The following is a 17,423-nucleotide window of genomic DNA, read 5'->3' on the forward strand; positions in this document are numbered from 1 at the left end:
TTTGGATCAAGAAAATAGAGCCACACTTTAAATCATTAAGGTATTGAAAGTAAATGATTAATTTTTTTATGGCCCGATGAAATGTACTGCCCAATCAAGAGTGGATCAAGAAACTACGCCCACCAAGGATAATAGCCAGCTCTGGGGTGGTCTTCATCGGCGTATTTAATAAAATTTTCTTCCAGAGCTTTCTTGATAACTGCAGATGCTTGTGCGGCGTTCTTGCTAGCAATCCCAAATCGCTCGCAGAGAGAAGTATTACGCATACGATCTCCAGCCATGAACTTGAGTACCGAATGAAAGTAACAAGCGCGAACTCGCTCCTCGGGACTCATCTCAGAAAATGTTCGAGGCCCATAGAGGACAACCTGCATAGAAGCATCGCCTGCCTTTAAGAGTGGGGCCGGAAGCTGAAACATTTCGACTTCGCTGAAAACTTTATCAAGCCCACTTCCTTGTTCTTCGCACATCCCCATGCGGCGCATTAGGGATGCAAGAGCTTCGTTTCTGGAGCGAGGGGGCTGGTCGATCATACGATCTATGGCAACCAATGGGCGACCCGGATTTGTGATTTCCATTCTGTCAGCAAAAAGCTCTATCAGGGGGCCTGCACCCGTGATCGTCATGTCTTGGTGTATCAAGGCATTTGCCACCAACTCGCGGATCGATAGTTGAGGAAATAACGGATGGGTTTCTCGCAGTGCCTCGCCAATGTACTCGTTCTGGGGGAGCAAGCCATTTATATACGAGAGCAGCCCAGAAAACCCGCAGGCGTAGCCCCGTTTGCCGTCCTGCCTGTGCGTAACTGTGGCCGTGCGATCTGCGCCATCATATCTAACGAAGCGCACGGCTTTTCTAGAAAGAGACTGACTAAATTCATCTAGATTTCGCGCGAAAAGAATGGCCCCTAGATTCAAGACATTCCAGCGCCCTCCCACGTCCTTCGTTATCAAACGTTCGCCCTCGAGTTTCTCAAGGATACCTTCTGGAGAACTGGGCAATTCTTGCTTCGTGAGAGAAAAGTAAGAAGGATAGTCAAGGAGCTCGAGCACTTCCGATGCAGTTTGGTACGTGGCGGCGTTTCCATTCTCCCATGTATACGGGCGCATCTTCTCAATGAGCGCTTGATACCTGTACGGATCATCGGTGAGTTTCGGTGTCGCACTGCCAACGCGAATGTATGCCACGCTTTCGAAGGCGGTCGGTGCCATAGTCGGTGCGGGGATTTCGAGCAAGATCAAGCGCCCACCCGGATGATTGACGGCTCTGAACTCAAAAGCTGGGGCTGGGCTAAGTTTGTTGCGCAACCAAAGTTCAAAAACTTGGCTCCCAATCGTTTTACTGAATGGGTCGAAGGTTGTGCCCACAACATCATGACTTTGGTCTTCGATCCCCCATACGAGAAACGCGCTCTCTTTGCCTTCAAGTCTGGCAGCGTTCGATAGCGCAGAAACAAGTTTCCCTATTTTTTCGCCATCACCTTGATTGGTTTTGAATTCGAGCCAAGTCGTCTCTGTGGTTTGAGAGCGGAGGTCGTCTATGAGGTCTATATCTCTATCTGACACGTAGGTGGCTCCTGCCCGTTGGGCCCTTGTCTGAACTAGAATTCAATTTGACTAGCATAAACTACACGCTTCGTTGGGTAAGGAACAAGACAGGAAGTAGGTCTCGGGTATTGCATCGATTTACGTCCAAGATCGCACTTGAGGTGTTTTCGCGGAAATCACTCATGTCTTCGGAAAATGCTTGCCAAAGCATTGATTTCCCAAGCCAGCGTTGGCCGCGCATCATCCAAAGATTTCCTCCCATTTTTGATTGTCCGCCTCCCATTCGACACGCGCTTCGAATGCCTTTTGAAGTGCTGTTTCTCCGGTCTTTACGTCTGCAGGGCTACCGCCGTAGGTCCGGGACCCGACACCGCCGAGAGCGTGCCCGAGGATTAGGTTTCTGGTTCTTTCTTGTACGTCTGCAAGTGATAGCCAGTCCGCCATGTTATGTCGCAAGGAATGGACGACGTGTTTTTCGTTGGATGTGAAATGACGGACGTGTTTCATCAGCGCTGCAGAGGCGTTTGTGGGGCCGTTCTTGCCTGAATATGAGGTGAACAACATCGGTCCGTTCCCAGCGCTTCTGCGAGCGTCTTTAGCGGCTTCGAGGGCGTCCCCTACGAGTGGTACGTACCGGATGGATGCTTTCGTTTTGATGCGACGTTCTTCGTGCCATTCGACGCGGATGGTGGGTCTTCCGCCGATTATATCAATGTCTTCCATGCGAAGGCCTGTGACTTCGGCAAGGCGGCAACCTGTGCCTTCCAGCAAGCGCCAGATCAGCGCCAGATCAGCGCTGGCGTGTGTGAGGACCCTCTCGCGAACCTCTCGGAGAATGTTTGGTGGAAGCGGGTCGCGCTTGTTTCTTGTGCTCGTTGTCGCGCCTGTCTGAGGGATGTCCAGTTTTCCGAAGGGATTGAGTGCCTCGGTACCATGCAGTTCCATCTCTTCGATGGTGAAATTGATTGCCGCCTTGAGAACGTTGAGTTCTCTCCTGACCGAAGATGGACTCTTCTTCTCTCCGTTGCTTTTGATTTGGGAGAGCATATGATCTCTCACCTTTTTCGCCTCTGCTTTTCCAAGATCGGCAAGGGCGATGTCCCCTCCGAGTGCCTCAAATGCCAATTTGAAGTTGCGATGTACGCGCTGGATGTTTTTCCTCTGGTCTTCGTTCGCGTCCCCGCCAAGGTGCTCCCGTATGTAGATGCGCTGGACTTCTTCGAGCGTAACTCGCGGTTTCCGAATTCCTTCGTGCTGAGCCTTTAGGAGTAACTCGACGGGAGACAGTGCTGGTGCGTTCGCGAACTTTGCCTGCATCTGCTGCGGAGTGAGTTTCGCGTCTTCTTCGCGGATCGCTTCGGTGAACCTCTGAAAGAGGCCCTTCTCATGTTCGAAATCAACTGGCCCAATACGAGAGTCTGTCGCATTCGCCAAACCGTACTTCATTGCAATCGCGTGGGTCATTTCCCAGACTATCTGTTCTTCGGAAACGTCCTGCTTTCTGGTGAGCATGGCTTCAAAGCGGGTGTGGGCGATCTTCCACTGTTCCACAATTTCGAGCGGGTCCTTCGTGCCCAGTGACCACTCTACGTTTTTCTTGCCGAAAACGTTGACGTACGACTCGGGAACGCGCCTCCGATACTTTGCGTTGTCGGTTGCGGTTGCGGGTTTGAGATAGGGAAGGTCCAAGGTCAGCCTCATGAGCGCCACACCTGAATGTGTAGCGTTTGTGTAGTGGTTTTCACCCTAACACCAAGAAAATGCTGACTTTTCAAGAGAAAATGGTGCCCAGAAGAGGACTCGAACCTCCACGTCCATACGGACACTAGCACCTGAAGCTAGCGCGTCTACCAATTCCGCCATCTGGGCACAGATGTCGTGAGGCCGCGATGTAATGGGGTTGCGCGGCAGTGTCAACGGCCATTTGAAAGGTTTTTTATAGCAGCAATAGCGTCTTGTTCATTTCCGCGCTAAAAGCTAAGCAAAAGCGACAATTTGGCATTGGAGATGCAGATGACGAAACTGGTCACCATCTATGGCGGCGCTGGCTTTGTTGGGCGGTATATCGCCCGGCGTATGGCAAAGGAGGGCTGGCGTGTCCGCGTTGCAGTGCGTCGCCCGAATGAGTCGCTTCATGTGAAACCCTACGGTGCGGTCGGACAGGTCGAGCCGGTGTTCTGCAACATTCGCGACGATGAGTCGGTGCGCGCGGCGATGATGGGCGCGGATGCCGTCGTGAACTGCGTTGGCGTTCTGACGGAACGCGGTAAGAATTCCTTCTCTGCGGTGCAATCCGAGGGTGCTGCCCGGATCGCTCGAATCGCCGAGGCCCAAGGCATCGCACGTCTGGTGCATCTCTCCGCTCTGGGCGCCGATGCGAATTCCGCATCTGAATATTCCCGTACGAAAGCGGAGGGCGAGGCCAAGGTGCTCGAGGCTTTCCCGAACGCGATGATCCTGCGTCCTTCCGTGATTTTCGGTCAGGAAGATGAGTTCTTCAATCGCTTCGGAAAGATGGCCGAAAAGAACGTGATCCTGCCACTGGTGGGCGGCAACACCAAGTTTCAGCCGGTCTATGTGGATGATGTCGCGCAGGCGGCCGTCAGCGGCATTCTGGGCCATGCCGAGCCGGGCATCTATGAGCTGGGCGGTCCGGATGTGGACACGCTGAAAGGTCTCATGGCCGATATGCTTGAGGCGATTCACCGCAATCGTCTGATCCTGAACCTGCCGTTCTGGGTGGGCAATCTGATGGCGACCGGTTTCTCCGTGGCGCAATTCCTCACCGCCGGTCTGTTCCACAATGGCATTCTGACCCGCGATCAGGTGAAAAACCTGAAAGTGGACAATGTTGTCTCTGGAGGCGCCAAGAGCTTTGCTGACCTCGGGATTAAGCCGACGGCGCTTCAGGCGGTTCTGCCGGATTACATGTGGGTTTATCGCCCGTCGGGTCAGTATGACGCGATTCGCGAAAGCGCGAAGAACCTGCGCAAAATCTGATTTCACGCAGAGTTTGAAATTTCAAAGCGCGTCCTCACCGGGCGCGCTTTTTCATGTGTAGGAAATGACCAGAAGCACAACGCCGAGGATCACACGGTAGATCACATAGGGCGTAAAGCTGACGGATTTGAGCAGGCGCATCATCAGGGTCAGCGCCAGAAGTGCTGCGATAAAGGCAAAGACGGCGCCGATGGCCGCGTCCTTGAGCATCGCCCAATCGGCATCGCCGACCACTTCGGCGCCCAAGAGAACGCCAGAGGCCATGATCGTCGGGATCGACATCAGCATGGCAATCTTGGCACCGTCTTGACGGGTATAGCCCATGGCGCGCGCGCCGGTGATGGTGATGCCGGACCTAGAGGTGCCGGGGATGAGCGCGACGGCCTGCCAAAGGCCCAGCTTGACCGCGTCTTTCAGGGACCAATCGCCTTCGGTTTTCACCTCGGCACCTTTCTGGTCGAACCAATAGAGCACGAGGCCGAAGATCAACATGGTCCAGCCGATCACGGTCGGGCTGCGCATCGCGTCGGACAGGCCGGTGACTTTCAGGACGAGACCAAGAATGACCACGGGAATGGTGGCGATCAGCAAAAGAAACGCCAGTTTCGAGCCGGGTGTGTCGATTTTACCGGTCAACATGCGCGGCACACCGGCGAGGCCGACACCGACATCGCGCCAGAAATAAATCATGACAGCGCCCAGAGTGCCGACATGAACGGCGACGTCGATGGCCTGGCCCTGATCTTGGGTGCCCATGAAAAAGGGCAGGAGAATCAGGTGACCCGAGGAGGAAACCGGCAGAAATTCGGTGATCCCCTGCACGATCGCGACGACAAGTAGATAGAAAAGACTCATAGCGACTCCGTGGCGATCCTGCGTGTGAAAAGCATAAACCCACATGGAATCAATAAGAAGACAATTTATATGTCAGTATTGCTTACATAAATTTGGAGTGTCTGGTCCAACATCCTGCGCTGCGGCGACAGAAAAACGAAAAATAAGACAGCACTTCTGACTTTTCTTTTTCTCAGAGTCCTTATAATGAGACAACAACTCACAACCAACCTTCGGAGATGTGGTGTCATGGCGAAAGAGCCGATGCTCAAATTCGTGACGGTAGGCAGGGACATGCCAACCAAGCGCGACGCGGATGATCGTAAAGACGATTTTCTGGAAATCTATGGCGAGTTCGTCGAAGCGAAAGCGGAAGAGCAGGCCTCGCGTTGTTCGCAGTGCGGTGTGCCCTATTGCCAATCGCATTGCCCGCTGCACAACAACATTCCTGACTGGCTGCGCCTGACCGCAACGGGTCGGTTGAAAGAAGCCTATGAGATTTCTCAGGCGACCAACGCCTTCCCGGAAATCTGTGGCCGCATCTGTCCGCAGGACCGTCTTTGCGAAGGCAACTGTGTCATCGAGAACTCCGGCCACGGCACGGTGACGATCGGTTCTGTTGAGAAATACATCACCGATACGGCTTGGGAAAACGGTTGGGTCGAGACGATTACCCCGGTCGTTGAGCGCGAAGAAAGCGTCGGCATTATCGGCTCCGGCCCGGGTGGTCTGGCCGCCGCCGACCGTCTGCGTCGTGCGGGGATCAAGGTCACCGTTTACGAACGCTCCGACCGCGCGGGCGGGTTGATGATGTACGGCATTCCGGGCTTCAAGCTTGAGAAAGACATCGTGTTGCGCCGTGTCGAACAGCTCGAAAAATCGGGCGTCGAGTTTGTGCTCAACTGCAATGTCGGCGAGGACATTTCCTTTGACGCGATCCGTGGCAAACACGATGCCGTGCTGATCGCGACGGGGGTCTACAAGTCCCGCGATCTCAAAGGCCCCGGTTCGGGTGCCGATGGCATCGTGAAGGCGATTGATTACCTCACTGCCTCGAACAAGGTCTCCTTTGGTGACGAGGTCGAGGAATATGACAGCGGTGAACTGAACGCGAACGGCAAGAAGGTCGTCGTGATCGGCGGCGGGGATACCGCGATGGACTGTGTCCGCACCGCAATCCGTCAGGGCGCGACCTCCGTGAAATGTCTCTATCGTCGCGACCGTGCGAACATGCCGGGATCGCAGCGTGAGACCCAAAACGCCGAGGAAGAAGGCGTCGAATTCGTTTGGCTCTCTGCGCCGAAAGGCTTTGCGGGCGATCCCGTTTCGGGCGTGATGGTGCAGAAAATGCGCCTTGGCGCCCCGGATGCCTCCGGTCGTCAGTCGCCTGAGGTGATCGAGGGCGCCGATTATGTCGAAGACGCCGATCTGGTGATCAAGGCGCTTGGGTTCGAGCCGGAAGAGCTGCCGAAGCTTTGGGGCGTGGACGGATTGGAAGTGACCCGTTGGGGCACGGTTCTGGCCGATTTCAAAACCCACGCCAGCTCGCTTGAGGGTGTCTATGCCTGTGGCGACATCCAACGTGGCGCGTCGCTGGTCGTCTGGGCGATCCGCGATGGCCGCGAAGCCGCCGATGCGATGATCGACTATATCGATCAAACCGCCGCAGTGGCCGCCGAGTAATCCGATTTATAAAGGAGGGGAGAGGTCCCCTCCGCCTTTGATCTGAAAGGTACTGATATGACCAAGTTTGACCAAAGCTGGGCGGTTCAAGAGGCCGCAAAACGCGAATGGATGGCGGAAAACTCCCTGTTCCGTGAGGATGACGAACATTCCTCCTGCGGCGTGGGTCTTGTCGTCTCCGTCGATGGGTCGAAATCCCGCAAAGTCGTGGAAAACGGCATTTCCGCGCTGAAAGCGATCTGGCACCGCGGTGCTGTGGACGCCGACGGCAAAACCGGCGACGGCGCCGGCATCCACGTGCAAATCCCGCACCATTTCTTCGGCGACCAAATCCGCCGCACGGGTCACGAGGCCCGTCATGGCGAATTGCTCGCTGTGGGTCAGGTGTTCCTGCCGCGCACGGATTTCTCTGCCCAAGAGACCTGCCGGACCATCGTGGAGACCGAAGTCCTGCGCATGGGCTATTACATCTACGGCTGGCGTCACGTTCCGGTGGACACGTCTTGCTTGGGTGAAAAAGCCAATGCGACGCGTCCCGAGATCGAGCAAATCCTGATCTCCAACTCCAAAGGTGTGGACGAAGAGACGTTCGAGCGTGAGCTTTACGTCATCCGTCGTCGCATCGAGAAGGCCGCCTCTGCCGCCGGTGTGCGTGAGCTTTACATCTGCTCCCTGTCCTGCCGTTCGATCATCTACAAAGGCATGATGCTCGCCGAACAGGTTGCCGTGTTCTACCCGGACCTGATGGACGAGCGCTTTGAATCCGCCTTCGCGATCTATCACCAGCGCTATTCCACCAACACCTTCCCGCAGTGGTGGCTGGCGCAACCGTTCCGCATGCTGGCGCATAACGGTGAGATCAACACGATCAAAGGCAACACCAACTGGATGAAATCGCATGAGATCCGTATGGCCTCGTCGACCTTTGGTGAGATGGCCGAGGACATCAAACCGATCATCCCGCAAGGCTCGTCGGATTCCGCCGCCCTCGATTCCGTGTTCGAGGTGCTGGTGCGTGCTGGTCGTTCTGCGCCCATGGCGAAAACCATGCTGGTGCCCGAAGCCTGGTCGAAAAACGCCGAAGAGCTGCCGAAAGCCTGGCGTGACATGTATTCCTATGTGAACTCCGTTATGGAGCCCTGGGACGGCCCGGCCGCTTTGGCAATGACCGACGGTCGTTGGGTCTGTGCCGGTCTTGACCGGAACGGTCTGCGCCCGATGCGCTATGTTGTCACCGGCGACGGCCTTGTTATCGCGGGCTCTGAGGTGGGCATGGTGCCGACCGATGAGGCGACCGTGGTGGAAAAAGGCGCGCTGGGTCCGGGGCAATTGCTGGCGGTCGATATGGCCGAGGGCAAGCTCTACCACGACGTCGACATCAAAGACCGTCTGGCAAATTCCCAGCCGTTTGGCGAATGGGTCGGCAAGATCGTCGACCTCGAAGAAGAACTGGCGGGGCTCTCCGAGACCGCGATCTTCTCCGGTGCTGAGCTTAAAAAGCGCCAGATCGCAGCGGGTTACACCATTGAAGAGCTGGAACAGGTCCTCGCGCCGATGGGCGAGGATGGCAAAGAGGCGCTGGCCTCGATGGGCGATGATACGCCCTCTGCCGTGCTGTCGAACAAATATCGTCCGCTCAGCCACTTCTTCCGCCAGAACTTCTCTCAGGTGACCAACCCGCCGATTGATAGTTTGCGCGAATTCCGTGTGATGTCGCTCAAAACGCGGTTCGGCAACCTCAAGAACGTGCTGGATGAAGACAGCTCCCAGACCGAGATTCTCGTGCTGGAAAGCCCCTTTGTCGGCAACGCGCAATTCGAGGCGCTGAAAACCCATTTCAACGCGCCGATGACCGAGATCGACTGTACTTTCCCGGTCGATGGCGGCCCCAATGCGCTGCGCAAAGGGCTGGATCGCATCCGTGCCGAGGCCGAAGAGGCCGTGCGTTCGGGCGGTGGTCACATCATCCTGACCGATCAGGCGCAGGGTGAGGACAAAATCGCGATGCCGATGATCCTTGCGACCTCCGCCGTGCACAGCTGGCTGACGCGCAAAGGTTTGCGGACCTTCTGTTCGCTGGGCGTGCGCTCCGCGGAATGTATCGATCCGCATTACTTCGCGGTGCTGATCGCCTGTGGTGCGACCATCGTGAACGCTTATCTGGCCGAGGATTCCCTCGCGGATCGGATCGAGCGTGGCCTTTTGGACTGCACCCTGACCGAAGCCGTGGCGCGCTATCGTGCCGCTGTGGACGCAGGCCTGCTCAAGATCATGGCGAAGATGGGCATTTCGGTGATCTCGTCCTATCGCGGTGGTCTGAACTTCGAGGCCGTGGGCCTGTCCCGCGCGATGGTCAACGAGTTCTTCCCTGGCATGCATTCGCGCATCTCCGGCATCGGGGTAGGCGGCATTCAGCACAAGTTGGAAGCCGTGCACAAACAGGGTTGGCTGGGTGGCAACACGTTGCCGATTGGCGGTTTCTACAAGTCCCGCAAATCCGGCGAGACCCATGCGTGGGAAGCGCAGTCGATGCACATGCTGCAATCGGCCTGTGATCGTGCCTCCTACGAGATGTGGAAACAATATTCCGCCAAGATGCAGGCCATGCCGCCGATTCATCTGCGCGATCTGTTGGACTTTAAACCGCTGGGCAAACCGGTGCCGATCGAAGAGGTGGAATCGATCACTTCGATCCGCAAACGCTTTGTGACGCCGGGCATGTCCTTGGGTGCTCTGTCGCCCGAGGCGCACCGCACGCTGTCCATCGCGATGAACCGCATCGGCGCGAAATCCGACTCCGGTGAGGGTGGTGAATCGCCGGACGATTTCACGCCGGAACCCAATGGTGACAATGCGTCTGCAAAGATCAAACAGGTGGCCTCCGGTCGCTTCGGTGTGACCGCCGAATACCTGTTGGCCTGTGAAGAGCTGGAGATCAAAGTCGCTCAAGGCGCGAAGCCGGGCGAGGGTGGTCAGCTTCCGGGGATGAAGGTCACCGATCTCATCGCTAAGCTGCGTCACTCGACCAAGGGCGTGACTCTGATTTCGCCGCCGCCGCACCACGACATCTACTCCATCGAGGATCTCGCTCAGCTCATCTATGACCTGAAACAGATCAACCCGAAGGCCAAGGTGACGGTGAAACTCGTGGCTTCCTCCGGCGTCGGCACCATCGCCGCCGGTGTGGCGAAGGCGAAAGCGGACATCATCCTGATTTCGGGTCACAACGGTGGCACAGGGGCGTCTCCGGCGACCTCGATCAAATTCGCCGGTCTGCCGTGGGAAATGGGTTTGACCGAAGCCCACCAAGTGCTCGCGATGAACAACCTGCGCGACCGCGTGACGCTTCGGACTGACGGTGGTCTGCGCACAGGGCGTGACATCGTCATGGCCGCGATGCTGGGTGCCGAGGAATATGGCATCGGCACCGCCGCGTTGATCGCGATGGGCTGTATCATGGTGCGTCAGTGCCAGTCGAACACCTGTCCGGTGGGCGTCTGTACCCAAGACGAAATGCTGCGTGGCAAGTTCACGGGCAATGCCGACAAGGTCGTCAACCTGATCACCTTCTACGCACAGGAAGTCCGCGAATTGCTGGCCTCTCTGGGCGCGCGCTCTCTGGACGAGGTGATCGGTCGTGCCGATCTTCTGGCCCAGACCTCGCGTGGTTCGGCACATCTTGATGACCTCGATCTGAACCCGCTTCTGATCTCTGTCGATGGCTCTGATCGTATCGTCTACGACCGGTCCAAACCGCGCAATGCGGTGCCGGATACACTCGATGCACAGATCGTGTCGGATGCCGCACGGTTCCTCAACGATGGCGAAAAGATGCAGCTCTCCTACGCGGTGCAGAACACGCTTCGCACCATCGGGACGCGCACCTCGTCGCACATCGTGTCGAAATTCGGCATGCGCAACAATCTTCAGCCGGACCATTTGACCGTGAAACTCACGGGCTCTGCCGGTCAGTCCCTCGGGGCCTTTGCTGCGCCGGGTCTGAAGATCGAAGTGTCGGGTGACGCCAACGACTATGTGGCAAAAGGCCTCTCGGGCGGCACCGTTGTGGTGCGTCCGCCGATGCACTCGCCGCTGGTCGCCGATCAGAACACGATCATCGGCAACACCGTGCTTTACGGTGCGACGGACGGCTACCTCTTTGCCGCCGGTCGTGCGGGCGAGCGTTTCGCGGTGCGGAACTCCGGTGCGAGCGTGGTGATCGAGGGCTGTGGCTCCAATGGCTGCGAATACATGACCGGCGGCATCGCCGTGATCCTTGGCACGATTGGCGCGAACTTTGGCGCTGGGATGACGGGCGGTATGGCCTATCTCTACGATCCGGAGGGCACGGCGCTTGATCTGATGAACCTCGAGACTCTCGTGACCTGTCCGGTCTCTGTGGATCACTGGGAAGATCAGTTGAAAGGCCTCGTGGAGCGTCACGCGAAAGAGACCTATTCGTTGAAAGCCAAGGCGATCCTCGATCATTGGGATGAAGAGAAAGCCAACTTCCTTCAGGTTTGCCCGAAAGAGATGCTGGTGCATCTTCCGGTGCCGCTGACTCTGGAAAAGGGCGCGATCCCGGCCGAGTAAGTCGAGCATAAATCGACCCGAATGCAGCTTAAAAGCCCCCTTTTCGGGGGCTTTTTCTTTGCGGTGAGAGTTGGGCTTGACCTCGGATCACCCGCCATGCTTTTTCAGACCATGGCACGAAAGAGCAAGAAAAAGACAAAATCCAAAGGGCAGAGCACAGGCCCCGGTTTTTTCCGGCGTCTGCGGCGGCGTGTCCTTCGAGGTGTTTTGGCCGTTTTTGCACTCTTTCTGATTTGGATTTTGGCCTATTCGGTCCTTCCGGTGCCCGGCACCTTCTACATGATGGCCGAAAGCGGTCGCCAAGGGGAGCGGGTCGATTACCAATGGGTGCCGATGAAGCGCATGTCGCCGCACCTCGCACGGGCCGTGGTGGCCGCTGAGGATGCGAATTTTTGTGAACATTGGGGGTTCGACCTTACCGCGATCCGATCCGCGATTGCCGAGGGTGGCAACCGCGGCGCCTCGACCATCAGCCAGCAGACGGTCAAAAACACCTTCCTCTGGCATGGGCGGAGCTGGCCACGCAAAGCATTGGAGGCGATGATCACGCCGGTGGTCGAACTGACCTGGAGCAAGCAGCGCATTCTTGAGGTCTATTTGAACATCGCCGAATTCGACAGGGGCATTTTCGGTGTTGAAGCCGCCTCTCGGCATTACTTCGGCGTCGGTCCGGAAAGCATCACCGCCCAGCAAGCGGCTCAGCTTGCGGCTGTTTTGCCTGCCCCGAAAGACCGCAATGCCGGGAATCCCGGCCCCTTTGTTCGGCGAAGAGCCGCGCAGATCGTCGATGGGGCGGCCACAATCGCGCGAGATGGCCGCGCAGCCTGTTTCGAGGATTGAACTGCCTTCTGTCCTGCGGCAAGTAGGGAAAAAACGCGAGTAGAAATTATGATCCGTCTGTATCACGTCCCTCTTTCTCCATTTTGCCGCAAAGTCCGTTTGGTACTTGCGGAAAAGAAGCTTGAGGTGGAGCTGATCGAGGAGCGCTACTGGGAGCAGGATCCGGATTTCATGCGCCGCAACCCGGCGGGCAAGGTGCCGGTGCTGCGGATCGACGATATGAACCTGTCGGAAAGCACGCCGATTTGCGAGTATCTCGAAGAGCGCTACCCGAACCCGGTTTTGATGCCGAAAGATGCCGAAGGTCGCTACGAAGTGCGGCGTCTGGTGTCGTGGTTTGATGACAAATTCCACAACGAAGTGACGTCGAAACTTTTGTACGAACGGGTCAATCGCAAGCTGATGAAATCGGGCTATCCGGTCGCAGCCAACGTCAAATCAGGCTCGAAGGCGATCAAATATCACCTCGACTATATGGCTTGGCTATTGGACCGCCGGCGGTGGTTGGCGGGCGATGCGATGACGCTGGCGGATTTCGCGGCGGCGGCGCATCTGTCCTCGCTCGATTACATTTCGGATGTGGATTGGAACCGGCATGACGTTGTGAAGGATTGGTACGCTAAGATTAAATCGCGTCCGGCGTTCCGCTCTTTGCTGGCGGATCAGGTGTCGAGCTTTCCACCTCCGGCGCACTACACCGATCTCGATTTTTAATCAGGGTTTGGGGGCTGTCTGCCCCCCTTGCCGAGCAATTCCCCCCGAGGATATTTCCGGACAAAAGAAAGGGCTTCGTTTGGCCGGGTTGGATAAGGAAATCGTGCGCGCGAGGGCTTTGGAGGAGGGGTTCTCCAAGGCCTCTTTCGGACGCCCGGATATTCCAGAAGCCATGGAACGGCTCAAGGCCTTTGTCGCCGAGGGGCGGCATGGGCAGATGGGTTGGATGGAAGAGCGGATGAACTGGCGTGGCGATCCGGCGGCGCTCTGGCCAGAGGCGAAATCCGTGATCATGCTGGCGGAGGCCTACACGCCGGAAGAAGACCCTTTGGCGCTCATAAATAGACCCGAATCCGGCGCAATTTCGGTTTATGCTCGCAATCGCGACTATCATGATATCGTCAAGAAAAGGCTCAAACGGCTGGGACGCTGGTTGATCGAACAGGCGGGGCCAGAGACAGAAATCAAAGTGTTCGTCGATACGGCGCCGGTGATGGAAAAGCCATTGGCGGCGAAAGCTGGGCTCGGTTGGCAGGGAAAACACACCAATCTTTTGTCACGCGATCTGGGCAATTGGTTCTTCCTTGGGGCGATTTTTACGACCCATGAATTCGACCCTGATCCAGCGGAAAAAGACCATTGCGGGTCGTGTCGGGCTTGTCTCGATGCTTGTCCGACAGACGCGTTTCCGGCGCCGTTTCAGATCGATGCACGCCGGTGCGTGTCCTATTTGACCATTGAGCATAACGGTCCGGTGGACGAAGAGCTGCGCGGAAAACTGGGCAACCGGATTTACGGCTGTGACGACTGCCTGGCGGCCTGTCCGTGGAATAAATTTGCCGTTGCTGCGAAAGATATTCGGTTTGCGGCACGAGAAGAGTTGATCGCGCCGCCGCTTGCGGAGCTGGCGCAGTTGGACGATTCCGCGTTTCGGGAGAAGTTTTCAGGCTCGCCGATCAAGCGCATTGGACGCGACCGATTTGTGCGAAATGTCCTCTATGCCATTGGAAATTCCGGGTCGCCTGAATTGCGGTCAGTGGCCACGCGCCTGTGCGAGGATGCCGACCCCACGGTGCGCGATGCGGCTCAATGGGCCGTTGCGCGCTTGTCGGACACGTGAGATTCTAAGCGGGTTCCCAGTCGATTAGGAGATACACAATGGACCCGTTTCGGGGCATTGCCCTCAAGCTTGCGTCCGTCACCTGTTTCGTGGTGATGGCGGCGCTGATCAAGGCGGCGAGTGCAGAGGTTCCTCCCGGTGAGGCGGTGTTCTTTCGGTCTCTTTTCGCACTTCCCGTAATCTTCATTTGGTTGGTGAGACGCGGGGAATTCCTCGCGGGCCTGAGAGTCAAATCGCCGATGGGCCATGTCTGGCGCGGGATGATTGGGGCCAGTGCGATGTTTTTGAACTTTTATGCGCTTGGTTTGTTGCCGCTGCCGGAAGCGACAGTCATCGGCTATGCTTCTCCGCTGTTGCTGGTGGTGTTCGCGGCCATGTTCGCGGGCGAAGATGTGCGATTGTTCCGATTTTCGGCGGTGTTTGCCGGGCTCATCGGGGTTGTGATCGTGATGATGCCGCGAATCACCGTGTTCAATGGTGCACCTGATCCTCTTGAACAGCTCGGCGCGATGGTGGCCCTCGGCGGGGCATGTTTGGGGGCAATTGTGCAACTGCATGTGCGGAACATGGTGAAAAGCGAGAGCACGACGTCGATCGTGTTCTGGTTCTCGATGTCCTGTACCGTGGCGGCGTTGATGACCTTGCCGTTTTCGCAATGGGTTATTCCGAGTGCGTTGGCCTGCGTTTTCCTCATTCTGTCCGGGTTGATCGGAGGCTTGGCGCAGGTGTGTCTGACGTCATGCTATCGCTATGGCGATGCCTCGATGCTTGCACCGTTCGACTATGCGTCGATGGTCTTCGCGTTGATCATTGGCTATGTCTTTTTTGACGAAGTGCCGACGACGGCAATGCTGGCCGGTGCTCTGATCGTGATCGCAGCGGGTGTTGCGATCATCTGGCGCGAGAGAGCGCTTGGCCTCAGCGCCTCGCGTCGCAAAAAGGCGGATGCGCTTTAGTCCAGGACCCGATTCCAGAACCCGTTTTGGCCAAGCCTGTCACGACGTTCCTGTTCTTTCGCGACCGCTTTGCGTTGTGCGATGACCAGTCGCGCTGCCTGTGTTGCGGGAAGCACGCCCTCGGCGGCTCTGTTCGCCGGAAATGGCCCGATCTGACTTTCACCGACAAGGTAGGTGATATGGACCTCTGAACTGCCGGGAATGCTACGAAATTTCACCTGAACATCGGTTTCAAGGCGCGCAAAAGCGGTTTCCAGACTGGATTGGTATTGTGCTTTGTTGGTGGAATTCTTGGCGAGAGTTCCAATGTCGACCACGGCCAGAATGAGGCTTTTGTTCTCAATCTGCCCTGCTGCGGTCAGCCGTTCGACGGTGATGCCCAAAGGGCGCAGCGAGGGGTTTTTTGTGATCATGTAAGCGGTCAAGGCAAGGACCGCGGGGGTCACGATGAAGACCGTGATAAGAACGATAACAATACTGTCTTTGCGGCTGACCACGTCATGCCTCCTGCCAATCTGATCGTGCAAGACTGGCAGAAAGCTCTTATTTTAAGGTTAAAACCTTAGCTGCGAACCAGTTTTTCGTAGTCTTCGGAGATCTCGCGGGTCAGGGCGCCGACCTCGAACATATAATCCCCGATCTGGCCCACGGGCGTCACTTCGGCGGCGGTGCCGGTGAGGAAGCATTGTTCGAACCCGTCGAGCTCCTCGGGCATGATACGACGCTCATGCACCATGATGCCTTTGTCTTTGAGCATGCCGATTACCGTTTGGCGGGTGATGCCGTTCAGGATCGCGTCGGGGATCGGCGTGTGCACTTCGCCGTCTTTGACGAAAAAGATATTCGCACCGGTCGCTTCGGCCACATAGCCGCGATAGTCCATGAACAGAGCGTCGGAACAGCCTTTCGCCTCAGCGGCATGTTTCGACATCGTGCAGATCATGTAGAGACCGGCGGCTTTCGCGGCGGTCGGGATGGTTTCCGGCGAGGGGCGTTTCCATTTCGCGATGTCGAGCTTAGCGCCCTGCATTTTCGCATCGCCATAATAGGCGCCCCATTCCCAGGCGGCGACCGCCATGCGCACAGGGTTTCTGTTGGCCGCAACCCCCATATCGTCGCCTGCGCCACGCCAAGCCACGACACGCACATAGGCGTTGTCCCAACCGTTGGCCTTGAGCACCTCGTATTTTGCCTTCTCGATCTCTTCGACCGTGTAGGGGATCGGCATGTCGAGCGCCTTGCCGGAGGCCAGAAGACGTTCGGAATGCTCGACGGATTTGAAAATCTTGCCGTTGTAGCAGCGCTCGCCCTCAAAGACGGAGGAGGCGTAATGCATGGCGTGGGTCAGGATATGAACCTTCGCGTCACGCCAATCGACAAGGGCGCCGTCCATCCAGATATATCCGTCGCGATCTTCGTAGCTGCCCGCCATGGGTCTCTCCTTTTTGTCTCTCTGTCGCATCACTCGCTTTCGTGAAGTTGCGTGATGCGTATCATTTTGGGATTATTATTGCGCCAAATCCCGATTTCGCTATCAATTCGATCTTGGAATGTCAACAACGCTGACTTAAAGTGAGCGGAAATTACGCGATTTGAGAACGGGGCAGACTATGGCGGACGGTAAGGCTGGTGGCACGAAAAGCGGTGAGGCTCTTCTGTTCCTGACGGACGAACAGCTCCGCAAAGGGATTGAAGCCATGTTCTTTGCCTACCGCGGTTTTACGGCGGACCCGGATCGCATTTTGGAGAAATACGGCTATGGCCGGGCGCATCACAGGGCGGTCCATTTCATTGCTCGCGCGCCGGGGACGAATGTGAACAACCTTCTGGCCATTCTGGGCGTGACGAAACAGTCTCTGAACCGGGTGCTCAGAACCCTGATCGAGGACGGGCTGGTCGAAAGTCGTGTCGGTGTACAGGACAAACGCGAGCGTCACCTGTATCTTACGGACACGGGCCAGTCGCTTGAGGCGGAACTGTCGGAGGCGCAACGGGCTCGTATGCGGGTCGCTTATCGTGATGCAGGTCATGAGGCCGTCGCGGGATTTCGTCGGGTGCTTGAGGCTATGATGGACCCGGATCAGGCGGCCTATTTCAACGCCATGTCCAAAACCGGGTCGAAAAAGGAGGAGTGAT

General features: G+C 56.9%; 13 protein-coding genes and 1 tRNA gene. 8 read left to right on the forward strand and 6 right to left on the reverse strand.

The window, feature by feature from the left end:
- Positions 1-113: 113 nt before the first annotated feature.
- The 3 genes from ACN0X0_RS07570 to ACN0X0_RS07580 form a co-directional block, all read right to left on the reverse strand.
- Complete coding sequence (locus ACN0X0_RS07570; protein WP_417278650.1) at positions 114-1,565, reverse strand: ATP-binding protein; 1,452 nt, start codon at positions 1,563-1,565, stop codon at positions 114-116.
- 222 nt (positions 1,566-1,787) lie between these two features.
- Positions 1,788-3,236 carry a tyrosine-type recombinase/integrase gene (locus tag ACN0X0_RS07575; RefSeq protein WP_417278651.1) on the reverse strand — a complete coding sequence of 483 codons (1,449 nt, stop codon included), beginning with the start codon at positions 3,234-3,236 and terminating at the stop codon, positions 1,788-1,790.
- Between the two features lie 93 nt (positions 3,237-3,329).
- Positions 3,330-3,416 (reverse strand) — tRNA-Leu (locus ACN0X0_RS07580).
- Between the two features lie 144 nt (positions 3,417-3,560).
- Here ACN0X0_RS07580 and ACN0X0_RS07585 point away from each other — a divergent pair.
- A complete protein-coding gene (locus ACN0X0_RS07585) occupies positions 3,561-4,547 on the forward strand; it encodes a complex I NDUFA9 subunit family protein (RefSeq protein ID WP_417278652.1) in 987 nt (328 codons plus the stop codon).
- Positions 4,548-4,598: 51 nt separating this feature from the next.
- Here the strand turns inward: ACN0X0_RS07585 and ACN0X0_RS07590 are convergent, their stop codons facing one another.
- Entirely contained in the window at positions 4,599-5,402 is an 804-nt protein-coding gene (locus ACN0X0_RS07590) for an undecaprenyl-diphosphate phosphatase (RefSeq protein ID WP_417278653.1), read from the reverse strand.
- 228 nt (positions 5,403-5,630) lie between these two features.
- Between ACN0X0_RS07590 and ACN0X0_RS07595 the strand changes: the two genes are divergently transcribed.
- The 6 genes from ACN0X0_RS07595 (at position 5,631) to ACN0X0_RS07620 (ending at position 15,287) form a co-directional block, all read left to right on the forward strand.
- Entirely contained in the window at positions 5,631-7,064 is a 1,434-nt protein-coding gene (locus ACN0X0_RS07595; protein WP_417278654.1) for an NAD(P)-dependent oxidoreductase, read from the forward strand.
- Positions 7,065-7,121: 57 nt separating this feature from the next.
- Entirely contained in the window at positions 7,122-11,657 is a 4,536-nt protein-coding gene (gene gltB, locus ACN0X0_RS07600; protein WP_417278655.1) for a glutamate synthase large subunit, read from the forward strand.
- A gap of 111 nt (positions 11,658-11,768) precedes the next feature.
- Positions 11,769-12,497, forward strand: coding sequence for a monofunctional biosynthetic peptidoglycan transglycosylase (gene mtgA / locus ACN0X0_RS07605; RefSeq protein ID WP_417278763.1), 729 nt, complete (start codon positions 11,769-11,771; stop codon positions 12,495-12,497).
- A gap of 48 nt (positions 12,498-12,545) precedes the next feature.
- Complete coding sequence (locus tag ACN0X0_RS07610; protein WP_167601235.1) at positions 12,546-13,211, forward strand: glutathione S-transferase family protein; 666 nt, start codon at positions 12,546-12,548, stop codon at positions 13,209-13,211.
- Positions 13,212-13,290: 79 nt separating this feature from the next.
- Complete coding sequence (gene queG / locus ACN0X0_RS07615) at positions 13,291-14,331, forward strand: tRNA epoxyqueuosine(34) reductase QueG (protein WP_417278656.1); 1,041 nt, start codon at positions 13,291-13,293, stop codon at positions 14,329-14,331.
- A gap of 38 nt (positions 14,332-14,369) precedes the next feature.
- Positions 14,370-15,287, forward strand: a complete 918-nt coding sequence (locus ACN0X0_RS07620) for a DMT family transporter (RefSeq protein ID WP_417278657.1) — start codon at positions 14,370-14,372, stop codon at positions 15,285-15,287.
- Here ACN0X0_RS07620 and ACN0X0_RS07625 read toward each other — a convergent pair.
- Together ACN0X0_RS07625 and ACN0X0_RS07630 are read right to left on the reverse strand one after the other, a co-directional pair.
- Positions 15,284-15,784 (reverse strand): hypothetical protein, encoded by a 501-nt coding sequence (locus ACN0X0_RS07625; protein WP_417278658.1) that lies wholly within the window; start codon positions 15,782-15,784, stop codon positions 15,284-15,286. The genes ACN0X0_RS07620 and ACN0X0_RS07625 overlap by 4 nt on opposite strands.
- Before the next feature lie 65 nt (positions 15,785-15,849).
- Positions 15,850-16,719 (reverse strand): branched-chain amino acid aminotransferase, encoded by an 870-nt coding sequence (locus ACN0X0_RS07630; RefSeq protein ID WP_417278659.1) that lies wholly within the window; start codon positions 16,717-16,719, stop codon positions 15,850-15,852.
- 178 nt (positions 16,720-16,897) lie between these two features.
- Between ACN0X0_RS07630 and ACN0X0_RS07635 the strand changes: the two genes are divergently transcribed.
- Positions 16,898-17,422 carry a MarR family winged helix-turn-helix transcriptional regulator gene (locus tag ACN0X0_RS07635; protein ID WP_417278660.1) on the forward strand — a complete coding sequence of 175 codons (525 nt, stop codon included), beginning with the start codon at positions 16,898-16,900 and terminating at the stop codon, positions 17,420-17,422.
- The last annotated feature ends 1 nt before the right edge of the window (position 17,423 follow it).

Origin of the sequence: Celeribacter sp., from assembly GCF_048270365.1 — a bacterium.
GTDB lineage: Bacteria > Pseudomonadota > Alphaproteobacteria > Rhodobacterales > Rhodobacteraceae > Celeribacter.